A 20,462-nucleotide genomic window follows, 5' to 3' on the forward strand; every position below is an offset into this window, starting at 1 on the left:
CCCGCGATGGCGATCGCGGGCAGGACGCGCTTATAGCGGCGGGTGCGGAATCGCGGTCAGCAACTCCCTCGTATACTCCGCCTTGGGATCGCCGAGCACCTCCTCCGCCGTGCCTTCTTCGACGATCGAACCCGTCTTCATCACGATCACCCGGTCGCAGAGCAGCCGCACCACGTTGAGATCGTGCGAGACGAAGAGATAGCTCATGCCGAGCCGTCCCTTGAGCTCTTCGAGGAGATTCAGCACCACCGCCTGGACGGACACGTCGAGCGCGGCCGTGGGCTCGTCGAGAACAACCAGATCCGGGTCGAGCGCGATCGCGCGCGCAATGCCGACGCGCGCCTTCTGCCCGCCGGAAAGCTGGTGAGGAAAGCGGTCGATCAGTTCGACCGGCAGGCCGACGAGCCTCGCCAGATCCTCGCAGCGCGCACGCAGGGCATCGCGTCCCTTGACCGCACCCATCCGCATGATCGGATCGGCGATGGCGCGCTCGGCGGTGAAGCGCGGATTGAGGCTGTCGGTCGGGTCCTGGAACACCATCTGGATGCGCCGGCGATACGGCGACGCGGCGAACTGCTTGGCGGGAATCGCACCGATATCGATACCGTCGAAGACGATCTTGCCGCCGCTGGGGTCGATCAGGCGCGTGACCATCATCGAGGTCGTCGATTTGCCGCAGCCGGATTCGCCGACGAGCCCCAGCGTCTCGCCCCTGGCGATACTGAAGCTGATGCCATCGACGGCGCGGAAGGCCGGCTTTTCCGGCTCGGCCTTGCCCATCAGCTTGGCGAGCAGCGCACCGGTCGCGGCCCGCGGATATTCCTTGACCAGATTATCGACCTGCATCAGGGGACCAGCCTCGGCCGCCGGTTTCGGCTCAGTCACGGCTGTCCTGGCTTCGGCGGGCACAATTTGCGGCGCGTCGAGCAGCAAGTCTGCGAGGCTCGTGCCCAGTCGCGGCGTCGCCTGCATCAACCTGCGGGTGTAGGGATGCTGCGGGTTGCGGAAGATCTCGCTGGCCAGCGCGGTCTCGACCACCTTGCCCTTTTCCATCACGACGACCTTGTCGCAATAGGCGGCGGCGAGGCCGAGATCATGCGTGATCAGGATCGTCGACATGCCGCGCTCGCGGGTCAGCTCGACGATGAGGTCCATCACCGCCTTCTGCGTGGTGACGTCGAGGCCCGTCGTCGGCTCGTCGGCGATCAGCAATTGCGGCTGGCAGGCCAACGCGAGCGCGATCACGACACGCTGGCACATGCCGCCCGACAGCTCGAACGGATAGGCGTCGTAGCGCTCCTCGGGGCGGGCGATCTTGACCTTGGTCAGCGCCTCGACAGCCTTCTCCTTGGCCGTCGCACGCGTCGCCTGGACATGCTGCAGCAGCACGTCCTCGATCTGCTTGCCGACCTTGCGGATCGGGTTGAGCGCTGCGCGCGGGTTCTGGAAGATCATCGAGATCTCGCGCCCGCGCAGATCGCGCATCTGGGCCTCGTCGGCCGCGACGAGATCAACGCCCGAGAACGAGATCGTGCCTTCGGCGACGCGGCCGGCGCGATCGAGAATGCGCACCACGGCATAGGACGTCACTGATTTGCCCGAGCCGGACTCGCCGACGATCGCCACGGTCTCGCCTTTGGCGACGCTGATATCGATCGACTTGACCGCTTGCACCGCTCCGCGCCGGGTGGCGAATTCGACGGTGAGGTTCCTGATCTCGAGCAGAGGGACTGCCGTCATGTCAGTTCCTCCGCTGGGGGTCGACGAGATCGCGCACGCCGTCGCCGAGCAGGTTGAAGCAGAACACGGCGATCATCAGGGCGAGACCGGGGAAGAAGGCGATCCACCACTCTCCGGAGACGATGAAGCTCGCGCCCTCGGCCACCATGATCCCCCATTCCGGCGTCGGCGGCCGCACGCCGAGCCCGATGAAGGAGAGGCCTGCCGCATTCAGGATCGCATAGCCCATGGTCAGCGACATCTGCACCGCCATGATCGGCATGATGTTGGGCACGATCTGGGTGAGGAGCAGCCGCCAGTCGGAATTGCCCGACAGTCGCGCCGCCTGCACGAAGCCGGCATCGCGGCGCACATTCGCCTCGGCACGCGCGACGCGGGCATAGAGCGGGAAATTGATGATCGCGGTCGCCAGCACGATGTTGCCGACCGAGTTGCCCAGCGCCGCCACGATGCCCATCGCCAGCACGAAAAGCGGGAAGGCCATGATGGTGTCGGCGACGCGGCCGACGACCTTGTCGATCCAGCCGCCGTAGAACCCGGCCATGACGCCGGCAAGCCCGCCCATCAGGAAGACCAGCGCCACCGAGAAGATCGCGATCGAGAAGTCGAGCCGTGTCGCCGCCACCACGCGGCTGAAGATGTCGCGGCCAAGCTGGTCCGTGCCGAACCAGTGCGCCCGGCTCGGCGCCTGCAGGGCGGCGTTGGTGTTGCTCGCGAGCGGATCGTAGGGAACGATCGAGGGGCCGAAGATTGCCGCCAGCAGGATCAGCGCGAACAGCCCGAAGGCGAGCCCCGTCACCGGGTTCTCGGCGACGATATGGCGCGCATGCGCCCACAGGCTGGTGGAAGGCGGCGCCTCGAAGCGCAGCGTCGTAGCGGGTTCGGCAGGGATTGCCTGGGCGGGCGCCGGCTCGACTTTGGCCATGTCGTTCACGCTCTTCAACCCTCCAGCCTGACACGGGGATCGATGACGCCGTAGAGCACGTCGATCATCAGGTTCAGGGCGACGTAGAGAATCGCCATGGTCAGGACGAAGCCCTGGATCGGTGCGTAGTCCGACGCGATCAGCGCCTCGACCGCATAGGAACCGACGCCGGGCCAGGCGAAGACCTTCTCGACCAGCACATTGGCGCCGAGCAGGAAGGAGAACACCATGCCGAGCGTCGTCACCACCGGCAGCATGGCGTTGCGGAAAGCATAAGTGCCGATGACCTTGCGGTTCGTCAGGCCGCTGGCGCGGGCGGTGCGCACGAAATCGGCGCCGAGCACGGCCAGCATCGAGGCCCGCGTCATGCGGGTGATCGGTGCCAGCGAGAAGATGGCGAGTGTCACCGCCGGCAGGATCAGCTGAGCGAAAGCGCCCCGGAAGGTCTCGAAATCCCGCGCTAACAACGTGTCGATCAGGAGCAGGCCGGTCACGCGCGGCGGCTCGGAGGCGAAGACGTCGAGCCGCCCAAGCGGCGCCGGTGACCAGCCAAGTAGAAAATAGAAGACATAGACGAGCAGGAGCCCGGTGAAGAACACCGGCAGCGAGACGCCCGCGGTCGCCACGACGCGGCAGAGATGGTCGATCCAGGAGCCCTGCTTCACAGCCGCCAGGATGCCCAGCGGCAAGGCGACCGCCATGGCGAGCAGCAGCCCGGCCAGCGTCAGTTCGGCGGAGGCTGGCAGGCGCGCGGCGAGGTCGGCCGTCACCGGCTGGCCGGTGGTCAGCGAGGTCCCGAGATCGCCCTTCACCAGCGCCGTGACATAGGACACGAACTGCACGGGCAGCGGCTGGTCGAGCCCAAGCTTGGAGCGGATCTCGATGATCGCCTGCGGCGATGCGGCAGGGCCTGCGAAATAGGCCGCGGTGTCGCCCGGCAGCACCCGCGTCAGCAGGAAGGTGACGATGATCACGCCGATGACCGAGGGGATCGTCGTCATCAGACGCTGGCCGATCATGCGCAGCATGGGAGAGCCTCCTTCGTGGCGTTCGGCCTCGTCCTCATCATCGGGCGGAGCGAAGCGCAGGCCCGAGAATCCTGGGCGGGAGATGCTCGGGTCTGCGCCCGAGCATCATGCATCGCGGCGCGACGGTGCCGCCTCACCCCTTGGTCAGGTAGCGGAAGTCCGGCTCGCGGCAGGGCTGGAACTGGTAGCCGCCAATCGCCTTCTGCAGCGCGACGTCATGGGTCGGCTGGTTGATCGGCACCATCGGCACCTCGTTTTCCACCAGCTTGATGAAGTCGATGACGTTGGCGTCGTAGGAGGCCTTGTCGGGCGCGAAGCGCGCGGCATCGACGAGCTTGTCCAGCGCCGGATTCTGGTAGGCGGCGATGTTGAAGATCGAGTTGTTGCCGTGCATCGTCCAGAACAGATAGTAATCGGGATAGTCGAGCCAGCCGGCGAAGCGGTTCAGCACCATCGGATTGGTCTTCTTGGCGATCTCGGTGCGGAAGTTCGCGCCCGGAACCTTGTTGATCTCGACGGTGATGCCGATGCCGGCGAGCGCTTCCTTGATCAGCACCGCCATCGGCTCGGCAACGGTCGCGTTGCCGGCGTCGAAATACAGCGTCGTCGAGAACGGGCCGCCGGCCGCATCGACCAGGGCCTTCGCCTTGGCAACGTCGGAGGTGTAGGGGAAGGGCTGCGGCCAGGCGACCTTGGGATCAGTCCCGCCCGCCATCGAAACGCCACGGCCGAACAGCGAGGCCTGGAGGATCTTCTCATAGGGCATCACCCAGGCCACGGCCTGGCGCAGACGCACGTCCTTGAACGGGCCGACCTGCGTGTTGAGATAGCACCCCCAGACGCCGTTGGGGATCGGAACGCCGACGACATTGACCTTGCCGGCATCGAGCAGGTCCTTGAAGTCCTTCGGCGGCAAACCGTACGAGACATCCGCGTCGCCGCGCTCCATCAGGGCCCGGCGGGTCGAGGGCGAGGCGATGTCGCGCGCGATGATGCGGCGCAGCTGCGGCAGCTTTCCGCATTTCCAGTCGTCATTGCGGACGTAGATGGTCTCGACACCGGGCTTCCAGCTCTCGACCTTGTAGGCGCCGGAGCCGGCGATGTTGTTCTTCAGCCATTCCTTGGCATGGGGGTCGCCACCGCCATTCTTGATGGCGAGCTCGGAGTCGAAGACGAAGGGGATCGTGACCGCGAGGTTGGGCAGCGTCATCTTGTCCTTGCGGATGAAATCGACGCGAAACGTCTTCTCATCGACGACGACGAACTGCTCGGGTTTTTCCAGCGAGCCGGCATTCATCTGCGTCGTGGCGAAGCCGCCGATCGTGCAGGCACGGTCGAGCGACCATTTGACGTCGGTCGCCGTGACCTTGCGGCCGGAATGGAAGGTGGCGTCGCGCAGCTTGAAGGTGCAGCTCATGCCGTCGGAGGCAACCTGCCAGCTCTCGGCCAATTCGCCTTCGAGTTCGCCCATCGAGATGGTGTTCCCGCCGCCGCCGGGGATCGGCACCGGCTTGAAGCGCAGCAGGCGGTCATAGCAATTCAACGCGACGCCATTGACGGGCTGCGAGGAGCCGATGCCCTGCATGTCGAGACTGTTCGGCCCGTACTCCTGAACCAGCAGCAGGGTTTCGGCCCGGCCCACGGCCTGGGCTCGTGCCTGGCTTCGCGCCACGAATGGCGCCGCGAGACCTGCAGCGATAGCGGTGCGGCGTGTGATCATCACTCGGAAACCCCTGGTTTTGCCAATCGGATGTCGTGACGCGCCGGATCTTCGGAGGCGGGCCCGCAGACCGCGTTTTCGGCTGTCGCGAGCGCGCAGCCGCGGCGCATGGCGGCTCTGACGGGGCTCGGGCGTGAAGGCGGTTCAGCGGCGGCGCACATGGCGCTGCCGAAGCACGTAGCGTGCCAGCAGATAGTGAATTGAAATCCCTTGGGAAAAACGCGCTTTGGCGAGCGCGTCATCCCACATTGTATGCAATGAACAAAAAATGCCTATGGAATAGGCGATCTTACGATCGACTCAAGCGGCATGGGCCATAAGGTCGCCAGCGATCAGATTCCAGACCTGTCGCTTGAGCGCGGCATAGGCGGGGAGCGACTGAGCCTCGATGTCGCGCGGGCGCGGCAGGTCGTTGTCGATCACCGCGGCGATGCGGCCGGGACGCGGCGACATCACGACAATGCGGTCGGCCATCACCAGGGCCTCGTCGATGTTGTGCGTCACGAAGACGATGGTCTTGCCGCTCTGGGCCTGGATGCGCATCAGCTCGCCCTGCAGCACCTCGCGCGTCATCGCGTCCAGCGCCGCGAAGGGTTCGTCCATCAGCATCACCTCCGGGTTGGCGGCGAGACAGCGCGCCAGCGTGACGCGCTGCTGCATGCCACCGGAGAGCTCGACGGGATAATGCCCGGCGAAGCCCGACAGCCCGACCATGGCCAGGAACCGTTCGGCGATGTCGCGCCGCTCGCCCCGGCCGATGCCCTTCATCTTGGGGCCGAAGGCGACGTTCTCCCGCACCGTCTTCCAGGGAAAGAGCGCATAGGACTGGAAGACCATGCCGCAGCGCGGGTCGATGCCGGTGATCGCCTCGTCGCGCAGGCGGATCTCGCCGCCGCTCGGCGCGACGAAGCCCGCGAACATGTTGAGCAGGGTCGACTTGCCGCAGCCGGACGCGCCGAGCAAGCAGAGGAATTCGCCCTCGCGGACCTCGAGCGAGATGGCGTCGAGCGCCAGCACGCCGCCGCTGCCCTGGTGGCCGGCGAAGCGCTTCGAGACGCCGCGTGCGGACAGGATCGTGTTCATCTCTCGTCTCCCTTCCGTATCTCTCGCTTCAATTCAGCCGCCGGTGGCGTTCCCAGGGCAGAAGCCAGGCCTCAAGCCGGTTCGCCAGGAGATCGGCGATCAGGACGGTCGCGGAGATGCAGACCATGCCGACCAGGACGAGCGGCATGTTGCCCCAGTCCTTGGCCGACCAGATCAGCGCGCCGAGCCCGGTCTGGGCCGCGACCATCTCGGCCGAGAGCACGCAGGACCAGGCGATGGCGAGGCTGACCTTCAGTCCGGCCAGGATGCCGGGCAGCGAGCCCGGCAGTACGACCTCGCGCATCACGGCGAGGTTGCCGGCGCCGAGATTGCGTGCGGCCTTCACCAGCAGCGGATCAACCCGCTTGGTGCTCTCGACCGTGTAGAGCAGGATGTAGATCCAGGAGCCCATGAACACGATCGCGATCTTCTGGCCCTCGCCGATGCCGAGCCAGAGCATCGTCAGCGGAATCCAGGTAATCGAGGGCAGAGGACGGAGCAGCGAGATCAGCGGGTCGATCACGGCCTTGGCCGGCCACCAGGCGCCCATCAGGATGCCAAGCGGCACGCCGACGAGCGCCGCCAGCCCGAAGCCGATGAAGACGCGCCGGGACGACGCGGCGATCGACATCCAGAGATCGGCCGTGCCGGCGATGCTTTGCGCCTCGGCCGCCACCATCGAGGGCGAAGGGAAGAACAGGGGCGAGACGAGGCCGGACTCGGTCGCCAGCGCCCAGAGCCCGTAGAGCGAGAAGATGCCAAGCAGGTTGAGCAGCAGGACCGGCCGGCCGAGGCGCGGCCAGCGCCATTTCGGGCGTTCGCCGGGGCTGGCGGCGGCGGGCAAGACGAGATCGCTGGTGGCTGGCGTCGACATCGGCACGGCTCCTCGCTTTTGGATCAAGGCTTCGGCACGAAGCTGGTGTTCTCCCAGGCCTTCACATCCGGCTTCATCGGAATCTTGCCGTTCTCCGCGAGCCAGCCCGCGAGATGGTCCATCTGCGCGCCATGCCTGCGCATGTGCTCGGGCCAGTCCTTGGTGCCGTAATAGGTAAAGCCCCTGATGCCGGCGAGGACGGTCTCCGGCGGCTGGCGGAAGTAATGGGCGACCGTCTTCGCCGTCTCTTCCGGGTTGGCGTTGACGAAGTCGGCCGCCTTCATCACCGCGGCGGCGAGCTTGCCGGCCGAGGCCGGATCCTCCTGCACCAGCTTGCGCGAGATGATCATGATGTCGGGCGCCGACATCGTGCCGAAGCGCTGGAACATGTCGGTATCCCTGTCGGTGCCGAGCAACACACCGTCCGGCACCGCCTTCTTCAGCCCGTCGAGGATCGGCTGCCATATGCAGGCGGCATCGACATCGCCACGCGAGAGCGCGAGCTGCATCTCGTTGGGTGGCAGGTTGACGTAGGAGATGTCGGAGGATTTCAGCCCGGCCTTGGCGAGCAGCCCCGCCATGGTGATCTCGGCCGAGGTGTTGGCTGCGACCTTCCTGCCCTTCAGATCGGCGAAGCTCTTGAAGCCCGAGCGCGCCCAGCAGCCTTCGCTGCCAGGCGAATCGTCGATATTGGCGAAGTAGTAGAAGGAGGTGTTGCCGCGCGCCATTTCGCTCAGCACCGTGGTGCGGCCAAGATTGCTGAAAGCAACGGAGCCGGCGGTGAGCGCGCGCACCCGGTCGCTCGAATTCAGCACCACCTGCAGGCTGACATCGAGTCCGGCCTCGGTGAAATAGCCCTTGTCGACGGCGAGCAGCACGGGGACCATGCCGAGCCAGGTCACCGAGCCCGCGAAGTCGAGCTTGGGCCGTTTGGCCTCCTGGGCGATGCCGGCGGCAGGGACGGCGACGAGGCCCAGGCCGAAAGCGGCCGTGAACGCTGCCTTGGCGAGGAAACGCAGTCTGGTCATGGTCGCTCTCCTGTCGTGCTGGTGTGCGGGGTGGAGTTCAGTAGCCGGCGACGGTGTCGACCTCGTTCAGAAGCTCGGCCCCGGCGCGGAAGCGGCGGACGTTCTCGGCAAAGGTGTCGACGATGGTTGCCAGGCTCGCCGTCGATGAGCAGTGCGGGGTGACGTAGAGGTTCGGCGTCTCCCAGAGCGGGCTGTCCTTCGGCAGCGGTTCGACGGGAAAGGCATCGATCGTGGCGGCGCGCAGCGTTCCGTCGTTCAGCGCGGCGACGAGATCGGCCTCGACGAGATGGCCGCCGCGTCCCGCCGAGATCACGACGCCGCCCGGCGGCATCTGCGCGAAGGCCCCGGCACTCAGGATGCCGCGCGTCGTCTGCGTCAGCGGCAGCAGGTTGATCAGGATTTCCGTCCGCGCGAGAAACGCGCCGAAACCCTCGGAGCCGGCGAAGCAGGTGACGCCCGGCACTTCGTGGAGCGAGCGCGACCAGGCGGCGGTGTCGTAGCCGACGCCGGCCAGGCGCTCCGCCGCCAGCCGGCCCATCTGGCCGAGCCCCATCACGCCGACGCGGAGCTCATGGGCCGAGCGCATGATCTTGTAGGCCCGGTCATGGCGCGACTGGGCGGAGAGGAAATGCGCGACGTCGCGATGATGGAAGAAGGTCCAGGTCAGGACGTAGTCGGCCATGCGCGCGGCGAAATCCTGGTCGACGATCCGCACCATCGCGATCCCTTTCGGGAAGTCGGGATCGAGGAGGTAGTGGTCGATCCCGGCGCCGGTCGCCGACATCAGCTTGAGATTGCGGAACGGCTTGAGGAAGCCATGCGGCATGCGGAAGATGAAGCAGATGTCGATCTCGTCGGGGTCGCCGGCATCGGGCCATTCGCGGATGTCCTCGCCCGGCAGCGCGGCGCGGACGCCCTCGATCAGGTCGCGCCCATAGGCGTTATGGAGCCAGGTGAGAATAGCCATCAGGGTCGCGGTCCGTTGCTGGTTGGAAGCCGTGGGGCGTCGGCCTGGCGCGCCTGCCAGGCGTCGATGCGGCGGATCGAGGCCGCGGCTGCAGCGACCGCGAGGCTGGAACCCGGCAGCCAGCGCGGCGGCCGGCCGGCCATGCCCGGAAAGGATGTCTCATCGGCTCGGCTGCCCAGGGCACGTCGCGCCAGGGCCTGGCCGAGCGCGGTGCCGAGCCCGAGGCCACGCCCGCTAAGGCCGTAGCCGACGAGGAGGCCGGGGCGCGGCTCGACGAGGCGCGGATACTGGTCGGGCGCGAGATCGACCCAGCCGGACCAGCTCTCCGCGAAGGTGGTGACGTCGACATGGGGAAACAGCGCGCGAAGCCGCGCGAGCCCGCCCCCCAGATCGCCGGCTCGTCCGCCGCCCGCAGGCCCCGACAGCGTGACGACGAGGCGGCCATCGCCGGTGCGCCTGACGCCGGAAGGGAGCCGGCGCGTATCGGTGAGCGCGCGCTGGCGCGGGAGGATACCCGCGAGCGCATCGGCCGAGAGCGGTGCGGTCGCCGCCTCGTGAACGCGGAAGGGCAGGATGCAGCGGCGCAGCTCCGGCAGGATGCCGCCGATCGCGACACCGGCCGCGACGACCAGCGTGTCGCAGGCGATGCGTCCTTCAGTCGTCTCGACCCTCCAGCCGCCGTGGCTGCTGGACATGTCGACGACGCGGCTGCGCTCGTGCAGCGTCGCACCGGCAGCCGAAGCGGCGCGCGCAAGCCCCCGCGCATAGGCGAGCGGATTGAGCGAGAGGCCGCGCGGCTCGACCAGGGCTGCACGGTAGCTGCCGCCTCCGATCGCGGCGAGAGTCTGTTCCATGTCGAGCAGGGGAAGCGCGACCCCGCGAGCCGCCCAGACACCCCGCCGCTCGCGCAACACGACGGAGCCGCCGGCGGAATGGGCGGCGAAGATCAGGCCGCTCGCATCGAGATCGCAGGCAATGGCGTGGCGGGAGACGAGTTCCGCGACGAGGGCGGGCGTCCCGGCTGCCGTCGCGATCAACCTCTCGCCGGCTTCGGTTCCAAGATCCGACACGGTCCTCGCGGGCTCCGTGCGCAGATAGGGCACGACCTGTCCGAAGGCACGGCCGCTGCCGCCCGCGCCGACCCGCTCGGCCTCCAGAAGGTGCACGCGCGCGCCGGCTTCGGCGAGATGGAACGCCGCGCTCGCACCGGTGATGCCGGCGCCGATGACGACGACATCGGCTCGCGCCTCGCCACGCAGCGGATCGCCGGCAAATGCCGGCTCGCCGCAACCCGCATAGACGAGCGGCAGCGAAGTCGCGAGGAGGTCGTGACGCCGCGCCATGATCATGCCTCCGTCACGGGCGGCAGGCCGCGTCGGCGGAGCACGGTCTCGAGCCGCATCAGCAGCAGCGGGGCGGTCCAGGACGCGGCGATGGCAAGCCAGGCGACGCGGTCCATGCCCGCGAGCCGGCCATCGGGCCTGATGCTGAGCAGGAGCGGCGCCGTGCCGGCGCCCACAGCCTGGGCGAGATTTGTGACGGCGGCCGCGAGCGACTGGAAGGCGGCGCGCTCCGCGGGAAGCGGCACGCGGGTGGCGGAGCCCTGGCTGACCGTGCTGCGCACGAGCTGCATCACCAGAACCATGGCCAGCACCGGCAGGGCCGGCAGCAGCGGCGCCGCGCCAAGGAAGGCTGAGCCGAGCACGAGCGTCGTCGCGAGCGCAGCCGCCACCGCGACCGGCAATGCGCCGAAACGGTCGCTCGTACGGCCGGCCAGAGGCACGACGGCCAGGGTCAGCGCCCCGCCCAGCAGATAGACGGCTGAAAGGCCGGTAGCGCCGAGCCCGGTATTGCCCAACACGAAGACCGGCAGGTTGGGCGAGACCAGCAGGGCCGAGAAGGACGAAGCGGCGATCAGCAGGAAGGCGATCAGGCTCGGCTCGCCGGCGATCAGCCGCAGGACGCCGCGCCAGGCCAGGCCGGACGGTCGCGCCTTGGCTGCGGCGAGATGCTCGCGCCGGGGGCCGATCGCGATCGCGGTCACGGCCGAGATCGCGCCCCCGCCGATCGCCAGGGCCAGCAGTGCCCAGCGCCAGCCGCCGGGAAGGGCCGCGAGCAGCGTCCCCACCGGAAGGCCGAGCACGAGTGCCAGCCCATAGGTACCGACGAGGCGGCTCATCGCGAGGCCGCGTCGCTGCAGCGGGACGACGTCGCTGGCGATCGCGACCAGCAGGCCCCAGAGCGGCCCGGCTGCGAAGCCCGCCACGGCGCGCGTCGCCATCAGCACCAGCATGCCGGGGGCGGCGGCGCTCGCGACTGTTGCGAGCGTGAACACGACGGCGCAAGCCGCCAGAGCCTCGCGGCGATCGAAACGATCGAGCACGAAGGACGCGACGAGGCCGCCCAGGGCCGCCGACAGCGAATAGACCGCGCCGAGATAGCCGAGCGCATCGGCCCTGCCACCGATCTCCGCCACCAGGAAAGGCCCGAGCGGGAACATCACGGTCGCGTTCAGCGCCACGACGAAGGCAACTGCCGCGAGAAGCGCGACGAGGCTGCGTTCCGACAGTTGGCATGGCGAAGCTGGCACGGGCTCGTTTCCCAAGGGCTCGTCTGGTCGGGCTCAGACACGCGCCCGCATCGGCGGGGCAGGCTGGAGTGCGGCGCATGCGGTTCCGATTCGCTCGATGGCGCGGTCGAGCATTTCGTCGGGGGCCGCATAGGAGAGCCGGATATGGCCGGGGCAGCCGAAGGCCGAGCCATGGACCAGCCCGACACCGGCAGCGTCGAGCAGATAGAGCGCGAAATCCTCGTCGGTCGCGACGAGGCGTCCGTCCGGGGCCTGCCTCCCGAGCAGCGCCTCGCAGGACGGGAAGGCATAGAAGGCCCCCTCGGGCACGCGGCAGGACAGCCCCTCCACCACGTTCAGCCCGGCGACGATCCTGTCGCGGCGACGTTCGAAGGCAGCGACATGGCCCGCGATGAAATCCTGCGGGCCCTCAAGGGCCGCGACGGCGGCGGCCTGGCTGATCGAGCAGGCGTTGGTGGTGGAATGCGACTGGATCGCCGACATTGCCCGGATCAGCGGCTTCGGCCCGCCGGCATAGCCGATGCGCCAGCCGGTCATGCAATAGGTCTTGGAGACGCCGTTCATCGTCAGCGTCCGCTCGCGCAGCCGCGGCTCGATGGCGGCGATGCTCGAGAAGCGGAAGCCGCCATAGGTCAGGTGTTCGTAGATGTCGTCGGTCAGGATCCAGACCTTGGGATGGCGCACCAGCACGGCGGCGAGCGCCGCGAGTTCGTCATGCGAATAGGCCGCGCCGGAGGGGTTCGAGGGCGAGTTCAGAATAAGCCAGCGCGTACGATCCGTGATCGCGGCATCCAGCGCCTGCGGATCGAGTCGGAAGCCGTTTTCGGCCAGGCACGGAACGATGACAGGCGTCCCCTCGGCCAGCAGCACGATCTCCGGATAGGAAACCCAGTACGGCGCGGGGATCACCACCTCGTCGCCGGCCGAGAGGGTGGCCATCAGCGCGTTGTAGACGATCTGCTTGCCGCCCGAGCCGACGATGATCTCGTGCGGCGCATAGGAGAGCCCGTTCTCGCGCTCGAACTTGCCGGCGATCGCCTTGCGCAGCGCCGGCGTGCCGTCGACGGCGGTGTATTTGGTCTCGCCGCGATCGATGGCGGCCTTCGCCGCCTGCTTGATGTGATCGGGCGTGTGGAAATCGGGCTCGCCGGCCACGAGGCTGAGCACGTCGCGGCCCTGCGCAGCGAGTTCGGCGACCTTGCCGTTCAGGACGACGGTCGGGGAGGCCTTCACTCGGCCGAGGCGTTCAGCGCTCTGGAACATGTTCATCAATCCTAAATCAATGCTATCCAAATGCTTGCATATGCGAGATCAGAGTCAATGAACCGGTTCCAAATCCGCTGCGGAAATGTCTTGCAATCGCTGCCTCAACAGGCAGCCTGACGCGCGGGATTAAGGCAGAGGGACGCTTGGGCCGGACTCCGCGCCCGTGTCAGGATGGCGGCGAGAGACGGGGCGAGGCGATGACGGGCATCAAGAAGGCGACGATCCGGGACGTGGCGGCCAGGGCCGGCCTCGCGCTCGGAACCGTCTCGCGCGTCCTCAACGACCACCCCTCGGTGACGCCGCAGGCTCGCAAGAGCGTGCAGGAGGCGATCAAGGCACTGGGCTATCAGCGCGACGCGGTCGCCGGCAGCATGCGCAACGCCCGCACGAAGATGGTCGCCTGCGCGATCCGCGACTTCGATATTCCCGCCTTCGCCAGCTATGTGAAAGCGGCCGAGGGGGTGTTCCGCCGCGCCGGCTACACGCTGCTGCTGGCCAGCACCTCGAACGAGAAGGATGTCGAGCTCGCCCTGCTACGTGGCTTCGCGCAGCGGCGCGTCGAGGGCGTCATGATGACGATGAGCGACGAGGCCGATGCCGAACTGGCCGAGACGATCGCCGGCGCGCCGATGCCGATCGTCCTGATCGACCGCGAATTGCTGCCAGATGTCGACCGCGTGATGGCCGACCATCAATCGGGCGCCGAGCAGGCCGTCCAGCACCTGATGTCACTGGGGCACAGGCGCATCGGCATGATCGTCGGCGACCCGGCCGCCTATCCCTCTCGCAGCCGCATCGCCGGATACCGACGCGTGCACGCGCAGCGCGGGGTCGCGGTCGACGAGGCTCTCATCCGCGACCATGCCCTGTCCAACGAGATCGCCTTCCGTGAAACCTGCGCGCTTCTCTCGACGGCCGACCGGCCGACCGCGCTGTTCGTCGCAGCGATGGACATGCTCGCCGGCACGCTGCGCGCGCTGCGCAGCAACGGCCTGGAGCCGGGGCGGGATATCGACCTCGTCGCCGGAAGCGATTCCGACCTTGCCGAACTCGGCACGCCGCCGATCTCGGCCCTGTCCTGGGATCGCGCGGAGATGGGTCGCCACGCCGCCGAGATGTTGCTCGACCGGATACGCGATCCCCAGCCAAGAGCGCCGCGCTGCGTGCGCCTGCCGGTCTCGCTCGTGGTCAGAGGTCGACCGTATGACGGGCTCCCGAGGCGTTGACGTCCCGGTCAACCGGCATCCGGCAGAGGAACACCGACTGTGCGCTTGGCCCACCTGGCAAAACGAAACCGGCAGGAGACGCGTTATTTTTGGAGAGCGTCTGCAAGCGCAGCAAAGAAGGCGTCGTCGTTGATTTCGAGCCGCTGTCGGAAACTCGGCTTCGAGCGAGCGCAGAGCACAACGACGACAAGGCGTTCGCGTGGGTTGATGTGGATATGCTGGCCGTAGATGCCCTCAGCCTGGAAACTGCCTGCGAGACGCGCGTCCGGGAGCACGGGGATCCACCACATATAGCCATAGGGGATCCTCTTATCCCCTATGTTGAAAGCAGCACCGGCCTCCGCATTCCAGTTGTCGGGCAGCAATCTGTCATCGCCGATGCGGCCCTCATCCAGCACGAACTGGCCGAAGCGGCCGTAGTCTCGCAAGGTCGCGTGCATGCCGCTGCCGGAGATCGTCATTCCCTCCGGACTTTCCGACCACCAGCTCGCATCGGCCTCCATCCCGAGCCGCGACCAGAGCTTCTCGCTGCAGTAGTCGGCGAGGTTCATCCCGGTCGCGTTCTGCATGAGGAGGCCAATCAAATAGGATTCGCCGGTGTTGTAGACCCAGGATTCTCCGGCCGGCGTTGCAGCCGGCAATGATGCCATGTGCCGGGCGATGCCGCCCTCTTCCCAGCGGCACTGGATATCAAGCAACTGCCGCCGGTCGGATGTCGGATCGGTATAATCTTCACGCCAGCGTACGCCGGATGCCAATCGCAGCAACTGCCTGATCGATACCTGCGCGTAGACTCCACCGAGCGGCATGTAGCGCGTGACGGGATCGTCGAGGCTTTCGATCGCGCGTTCCTTCAGCGCGATACCCACCAGCGTCGCGGCGACGGATTTCGCGAGCGAACAGGAGTTCCATTGTGTCTCCGGCCCGATGCCGAGCCCATAATGCTCCGCGACGACTGCGTCGTCCTTCATGACGAGCAAGCCGGCGATCCGGTTGACGGAGAGGTAGTCGTGGAGGTCGAAGCTGCGGCCATGATCTTGAATCGCAAGCGGCGGCAACCCGGACGGCGCGCGCTTCAAGGCCTTCACCTCGCCGCCACGCCGTATGACTCGCGATGGGAACCAACCCTGGTCTGCTGACATGGTTGCAACCAACTCGTCCGGAAGCAGGGTTCCATCGAAGAAGCGCATCAGCTGACTGCGTTTTGTCTCGTCGATGCTCATGGGTGTTCGTCCACTGTAAAATGCGAGACAGGAATGCCCGCCGGACCGCCGTTGTGATTCAGCCGATAGCCGGCGACTTGAGGTTGATCCAGCTCGTCTTCGTCTGGAGATACTGCGCCATCGCCTCGGTGCCCTTGTCGCGAGCAAGCGAGCCGGATTGCCGATAGCCGCCGAAGGGCGTCTTGATATCCCCCTCGGTGAAGCCGTTAATCGCAACCGTCCCGCAGGCGAGACGCCGCGCCATGAACAGCGCGCGGTCAATGTCTCGGGTGAACACCGTCGCGTGGAGCCCGTAGGCGCTGTCATTGGCGATGGTGAGCGCCTGTTCGGGCCCATCGACCGGCAGCACGCCGAGCACGGGGCCGAAGATCTCTTCCCGCGCGATCGTCATCCCGGGCGAAAGCTCTGCGAAGACCGTGGGGCCCAGAAAACTACCCGGCCGGGTCGCAAGAGCTGGATCCGCGGGCAGGACACAGCGCGCACCGTCGCCCGTGCCCATCTCGATGAAACCGAGCACGCGCGCGCGATGCTCTGCAGTGACCATCGGGCCGAGATCCGTCGCGGGATCGAGCGGGTCGCCGACGACAAGCGCCCGCGCCCGTTCCGTGACGAGCGACAGAAACTCCTCCTGCCGGCTGCGGGCGACGATCTGGCGCATGTTGGCGGAGCAGTTCTGCCCGCCATTCCAGAAGGCGGCGGTCACCGCATGCTCGATCAGTTCCGGCGTCAGATCGGCATCGTCGAGGATGATGAAGGGGCTCTTGCCCCCCATCTCGAGCCCGATGGTCTTGAGGTTGCTGTCGGCGGCATAGCGCAGGAAGAGCCTGCCGACCTCGGTGGAACCTGTGAAGGAAATCGCGTCCACGTCTGGATGCAGCCCGAGCGCCCGGCCGGCCGTCTCGCCGAGACCCGGGACGATGTTCAGCACGCCGTCCGGCAGGCCGGCTTCCGCTGCGAGCTCCGCGAGTTTGAGGGCCGAGAGCGAAGTCTGCTCGGCGGGTTTGACCACGACGGAGCAGCCGCTGGCCAGCGCCGGGCCGAGCTTCCAGGCCGCCATGAGCAACGGGAAGTTCCAGGGAAGGATCACGCCGACGACGCCGATCGGCTCGCGCGTTATGAGGGCGAGCGCGTCCTCGCCGGTCGGGGCGACCTTGCCAAAGCTCTTGTCGATCAGCTCGGCATACCATTGCAGGGTATCCGGGACCTCGATGCTGATCTCCTTCACGCAGTCCCGGATCGGCTTGCCGCTGTCGAGGCTCTCCAGAACGGCAAGCTCGGCCGCGTTGGCACGGATGAGGTCAGCGAGCCTCAGAAGCACGGCCTTGCGCCGTTCCGGTGCAGAACGCGACCACGCCCCGTCGCGAAATGCCGTGCGAGCCGCCGCGACCGCACGGTCGATATCCTTAGCCTGGCCGCTGGCAACAGACGCAAACGCCTCACCCGTCGCGGGGTTCACCGTATCCATCATCTCGCCGCCCGCGGCCGCAACGAAGCGGCCGGCGATGAAGGCGCGGCCCTCGAAGGAGAGACCGGCTGCGATGGCGCGGTGATCGGCGGTCGTTGCAAGCGTCATCGGCGGCTCCGGGGTGGCTTTCGAAGGTAGACGGACGGGTCAGAGCGGAGCGTGGGCGCGGGCATAGGTGCCGCGGGTGAAGCGCTCCAGACGCAAGGGAGTGAGGATGGCGTCGGGCTTCTCACCTTTCGCGAGCCGCGCGACGTGCCGGCCCACGGCTGGCCCGAGGCCGAAGCCATGGCCGGAGAAGCCGGTCGCGACGATCAGGCCGGACAGGGCATCGGGTGCGTCCAGCACCGGCAACGCATCCGGCAGCACATCGATCAGTCCGGCCCAGGACTTGACGATGGTCAGCCTGTCGTCCGTCCCGAAAATGTCCTGCACGGCTTCCCGCGTCCGGGCTGCGCGGTCACGATTGGCAGGGATCCATGGCCGGCGCCCGGCCGCCGCGCGTTCCGACGGCGGCACGACGAGCCGCTGATGCAGATCATCGAGGAAGGGACGGCCCAGCCGCAGGGAAAAGCCGCTGCGATGACGCATGAACTCCGGCAGGAAGAAGCGCATCGCCCGCATGGAATCGAGCGTGACGTCGATGTCGGAGCAGGAATCGGCTGCAATGATGCAGGAGCCATCCGCCCGCTGCCGCAATCCGATGCCGTAACCGCAGAAGCAGGGGTCGCTGAGGGGCGGCAGGGGCGCCGTCAAAGAGACAGTGCTGCGCACGGTCTGCTGCGGAAGGCCGAGGCCGAGTGGCGCCAGCAGGCGATGGCTCTGCGCTCCGGCCGCGCAGACCACGATGTTGGAGGCGATGCGGCCATGCTCGGTCAGGACGCCGGTCACGCCGCCCGCGGCACGCTCGACCGCGAACGCACCGCAATTCTCGACGATCTGTGCGCCAGCCCGGATCGCTGCTCGCGCGAAGGCGGTTGTGGCCATGGCCGGCTCGGCTTGTCCGTCCGTCTCCGTGAAGAGCGCGCTTTTCGCAGGCTTCGAAAGTGCCGGCATGAGCGTCTTTGTCTGCCGGGACGAAAGCATGCGCGCCTGACCGGAAATCGACCTCGTTTTCTCCACCCAGCGTTCGAACGTGTCGTTCTCGGCTTCCGTTTCGGCGACGAAGACGCAACCGGTCCGGCGCCAGCCCACGGGCTCGCCGAGTTCGGCCTCGAGATCAGGCCAGATCGTGAGCGCCTCTATGGCGAGAGGCAGTTCAAGCGGATCGCGATACTGCGTCCTGACGAAGCCCCAGTTTCGGCCCGACTGCTGTGAAGAGACAGCGTCGCGCTCGACCAGCGCGACCGAGAACCCGGCACGCGCAAGATAGTAGGCGGAGGCGCAGCCGACAATTCCGCCGCCGACTACCACGGCATCGACCCGGCCCGGCAAGGCGGCACGCCCAGGCGCAAGCTGCGCGAGCACGTCGTCCGGCACATGGGCAGTGAGACTAAGCAGCGACATCGAGCAGGGCGTCCATGTCCATCTCCACCCGGATTTCCGGATCGAACAGGCCGGCCTGGACGGTGGTGCAGGCCGGGTCGACGCCGCGAAACGCCTCGGCGAACACCGCCATCACGGCCTCGTAGTCCTCGGGCCGCGCAATAAACATTCGGACGCGGACGACATTGGCGAGCGTTGTTCCAACCTGGGCAAAAGCGAGCTCGGCATTGCGGAAAAGCTGGCGGGTCTGCTCGGCGGCGCCGCCTGCCAGGGTTTCGGCGGCATAATCGTAGCCGGTGGTGCCCGACAGCATGATGTGGGAGCCGACCACGACGGCGCGGCTGTAGCTATAGGCAGCCTCGAAACTGCTGCCTGAGGAGATCAGGCGCCGGCCATGCCGCTGGGTCGTGGTGAATGCCATGGTCGCTCTCGCCTCGGTTGTCGTGACGTCTCAAAGGCAACGGAGGCAGGGGCGCTGTCGATTTCAATAATTCGAGGCGGAGGCCGAGGAATTCGGGGGACGCCGTCGTTTTTCAGGGTTCGGCTTCTCAAAATTGAAATCGACAAGCGGGGTTCGCGGTGACGTTGTCGATACGGGCAAGAACCGGATCTGGCTCTCGCCCATTCCGAAGCGGGAGTGGCATGGGTTCGATGCGGGTGGACGTCGCAATCGTCGGAGGTGGAATTGCCGGGGCTTCCGCCGCCTATTTTCTGGCTCGGCACGGCTCGGTCGCGCTGATCGAGCGGGAAGAGCATTTCAGCTATCACAGCTCCGGCCGCACCGCCGCACAGTTCACGGTCGGCATCGGCGCCACGACGATGCGGCGGATGGCGCAGGCGAGCCGAGCCTTTTTCGAGGCGCCGCCGGAAGGCTTCTCCGAGCAGCCAATTCTGTCTCCGCGTGGCTGCCTGACGGTGGGGCGTCGAGAGCAGGAGGCGACGCTCAGGCGGCTCGAAGACAATCTCGCTTCCGTCGGCGCCCGTGCCGACCGCCTCGGCCGGGACGAGGCACTCGCCCTGTTTCCTGCGCTTCGGCCGGAAAAGCTCGACTTCGGCGTCTACGAGCCGGGCGCGATGGATATCGACGTCGATGTGCTGCTGCAGGGCTATCTGCGCGGAGCGAAGGCTGCCGGCGCTGTTCTTGCGACGCGCAGCGATATTCAAGGGATCGTACGCGAGGGAAATCGTTGGCGTCTGACCTGGGCCGGCGGCGACATCCTCGCCGACGCGGTGGTCAATGCAGCCGGCGGCTGGGCGGATGAGGTGGCGGCCATGGCCGGGCTCGCCCCGCTGGGCATCGTCGCGCATCGGCGCACCGCGTTCACCTTCGCCCTTCAGAAGGATTTCGACACGCGTAGCTGGCCGCATGTCGGCTCCGTCGACTACGACTGGTATGTGAAGCCGGAGCCGGGCTGCCTGATGGGCAGCCTCGCCGACGCAGTGCCCGTCGCGCCGTCCGACGCCTATCCCGAGGACATCGACGTCGCCCAGGCGATCGAGAATATCGAGCGCGACACCTGCTTGAGCATTGGCCGCCCGATCAGCCAGTGGGCGGGGTTGCGCAGCTTCGCCAGGGATCGCAATCCCGTAGCCGGCATGCGCGAGGACGCTCCCGGTTTCTTCTGGCTGGCGGGCCAGGGCGGCTGCGGCATCCTGACTTCCCCAGCCATGGGGCAATCCATCGCTGCCCTCGTCGCCGGGGCACCGTTGCCGGAAGCGATCACGCAACTTGGCGTCGCCAGTGAAGACCTCTCGCCGGAACGCAAGAGCTTGAGGGTTATCGCGACATAGGACCGGACATGCGGCCGACCCGCGCCGTCCACGATCACGAGGCTGAAGACAGCC

At 67.3% G+C, this 20,462-nt stretch carries 17 protein-coding genes; 2 read left to right on the top strand and 15 right to left on the bottom strand.

The genetic code is table 11. The annotated features are described in order from the left end of the window. Positions 1-30 precede the first annotated feature (30 nt). The 11 genes from AB6806_RS07295 to AB6806_RS07345 form a co-directional block, all read right to left on the bottom strand. On the bottom strand, positions 31-1,740 hold the full coding sequence (locus AB6806_RS07295) for a dipeptide ABC transporter ATP-binding protein (protein ID WP_370954361.1): 1,710 nt from the start codon (positions 1,738-1,740) through the stop codon (positions 31-33). 1 nt (position 1,741) lies between these two features. After that, on the bottom strand, positions 1,742-2,665 hold the full coding sequence (locus AB6806_RS07300) for an ABC transporter permease (RefSeq protein WP_370954362.1): 924 nt from the start codon (positions 2,663-2,665) through the stop codon (positions 1,742-1,744). Positions 2,666-2,679: 14 nt separating this feature from the next. Continuing rightward, the gene (locus AB6806_RS07305) at positions 2,680-3,693 is read right to left on the bottom strand and encodes an ABC transporter permease (protein WP_038358984.1); all 1,014 of its coding nucleotides are present in this window, start codon (positions 3,691-3,693) and stop codon (positions 2,680-2,682) included. 133 nt (positions 3,694-3,826) lie between these two features. Beyond that, positions 3,827-5,413, bottom strand: a complete 1,587-nt coding sequence (locus tag AB6806_RS07310; protein ID WP_370954363.1) for an ABC transporter substrate-binding protein — start codon at positions 5,411-5,413, stop codon at positions 3,827-3,829. Positions 5,414-5,713: 300 nt separating this feature from the next. After that, positions 5,714-6,496 carry an ABC transporter ATP-binding protein gene (locus AB6806_RS07315; RefSeq protein WP_191123914.1) on the bottom strand — a complete coding sequence of 261 codons (783 nt, stop codon included), beginning with the start codon at positions 6,494-6,496 and terminating at the stop codon, positions 5,714-5,716. A gap of 28 nt (positions 6,497-6,524) precedes the next feature. After that, positions 6,525-7,370, bottom strand: a complete 846-nt coding sequence (locus AB6806_RS07320) for an ABC transporter permease (protein WP_112762663.1) — start codon at positions 7,368-7,370, stop codon at positions 6,525-6,527. Positions 7,371-7,393: 23 nt separating this feature from the next. Next, the gene (locus AB6806_RS07325; RefSeq protein ID WP_051987505.1) at positions 7,394-8,398 is read right to left on the bottom strand and encodes an ABC transporter substrate-binding protein; all 1,005 of its coding nucleotides are present in this window, start codon (positions 8,396-8,398) and stop codon (positions 7,394-7,396) included. 37 nt (positions 8,399-8,435) lie between these two features. Continuing rightward, complete coding sequence (locus AB6806_RS07330) at positions 8,436-9,365, bottom strand: 2-hydroxyacid dehydrogenase (RefSeq protein WP_370954364.1); 930 nt, start codon at positions 9,363-9,365, stop codon at positions 8,436-8,438. Then, a complete protein-coding gene (locus AB6806_RS07335) occupies positions 9,365-10,708 on the bottom strand; it encodes an NAD(P)/FAD-dependent oxidoreductase (RefSeq protein WP_370954365.1) in 1,344 nt (447 codons plus the stop codon). Before AB6806_RS07335 ends, AB6806_RS07330 begins: the two co-directional genes overlap by 1 nt. 2 nt (positions 10,709-10,710) lie before the next feature. Continuing rightward, positions 10,711-11,955, bottom strand: coding sequence for an MFS transporter (locus AB6806_RS07340; protein WP_142021755.1), 1,245 nt, complete (start codon positions 11,953-11,955; stop codon positions 10,711-10,713). Between the two features lie 33 nt (positions 11,956-11,988). Then, positions 11,989-13,218, bottom strand: a complete 1,230-nt coding sequence (locus AB6806_RS07345; RefSeq protein WP_142021754.1) for a pyridoxal phosphate-dependent aminotransferase — start codon at positions 13,216-13,218, stop codon at positions 11,989-11,991. A gap of 200 nt (positions 13,219-13,418) precedes the next feature. Between AB6806_RS07345 and AB6806_RS07350 the strand changes: the two genes are divergently transcribed. Then, positions 13,419-14,447, top strand: coding sequence for a LacI family DNA-binding transcriptional regulator (locus tag AB6806_RS07350; protein ID WP_142021753.1), 1,029 nt, complete (start codon positions 13,419-13,421; stop codon positions 14,445-14,447). Positions 14,448-14,530: 83 nt separating this feature from the next. Here the strand turns inward: AB6806_RS07350 and AB6806_RS07355 are convergent, their stop codons facing one another. From AB6806_RS07355 to AB6806_RS07370, 4 genes are read right to left on the bottom strand one after another with little or no spacing between them, the layout of a single operon-like run. Beyond that, positions 14,531-15,670 (bottom strand): serine hydrolase domain-containing protein, encoded by a 1,140-nt coding sequence (locus AB6806_RS07355; RefSeq protein ID WP_142021752.1) that lies wholly within the window; start codon positions 15,668-15,670, stop codon positions 14,531-14,533. A gap of 58 nt (positions 15,671-15,728) precedes the next feature. After that, the gene (locus tag AB6806_RS07360) at positions 15,729-17,243 is read right to left on the bottom strand and encodes an aldehyde dehydrogenase (RefSeq protein ID WP_142021751.1); all 1,515 of its coding nucleotides are present in this window, start codon (positions 17,241-17,243) and stop codon (positions 15,729-15,731) included. Between the two features lie 39 nt (positions 17,244-17,282). After that, positions 17,283-18,638 carry an NAD(P)/FAD-dependent oxidoreductase gene (locus tag AB6806_RS07365; RefSeq protein ID WP_142021750.1) on the bottom strand — a complete coding sequence of 452 codons (1,356 nt, stop codon included), beginning with the start codon at positions 18,636-18,638 and terminating at the stop codon, positions 17,283-17,285. After that, complete coding sequence (locus tag AB6806_RS07370) at positions 18,625-19,038, bottom strand: RidA family protein (RefSeq protein ID WP_142021749.1); 414 nt, start codon at positions 19,036-19,038, stop codon at positions 18,625-18,627. The genes AB6806_RS07365 and AB6806_RS07370 overlap by 14 nt, the downstream gene beginning before the upstream one ends. A 221-nt stretch (positions 19,039-19,259) precedes the next feature. On the opposite strand from AB6806_RS07370, the gene AB6806_RS07375 reads away from it, so the two are divergent. Then, on the top strand, positions 19,260-20,408 hold the full coding sequence (locus AB6806_RS07375) for an NAD(P)/FAD-dependent oxidoreductase (protein WP_210245647.1): 1,149 nt from the start codon (positions 19,260-19,262) through the stop codon (positions 20,406-20,408). Positions 20,409-20,462: the final 54 nt, after the last annotated feature.

This window comes from Allobosea sp. RCC_152_1 (assembly GCF_041360765.1).
Lineage (GTDB): Bacteria > Pseudomonadota > Alphaproteobacteria > Rhizobiales > Beijerinckiaceae > Allobosea > Allobosea spartocytisi.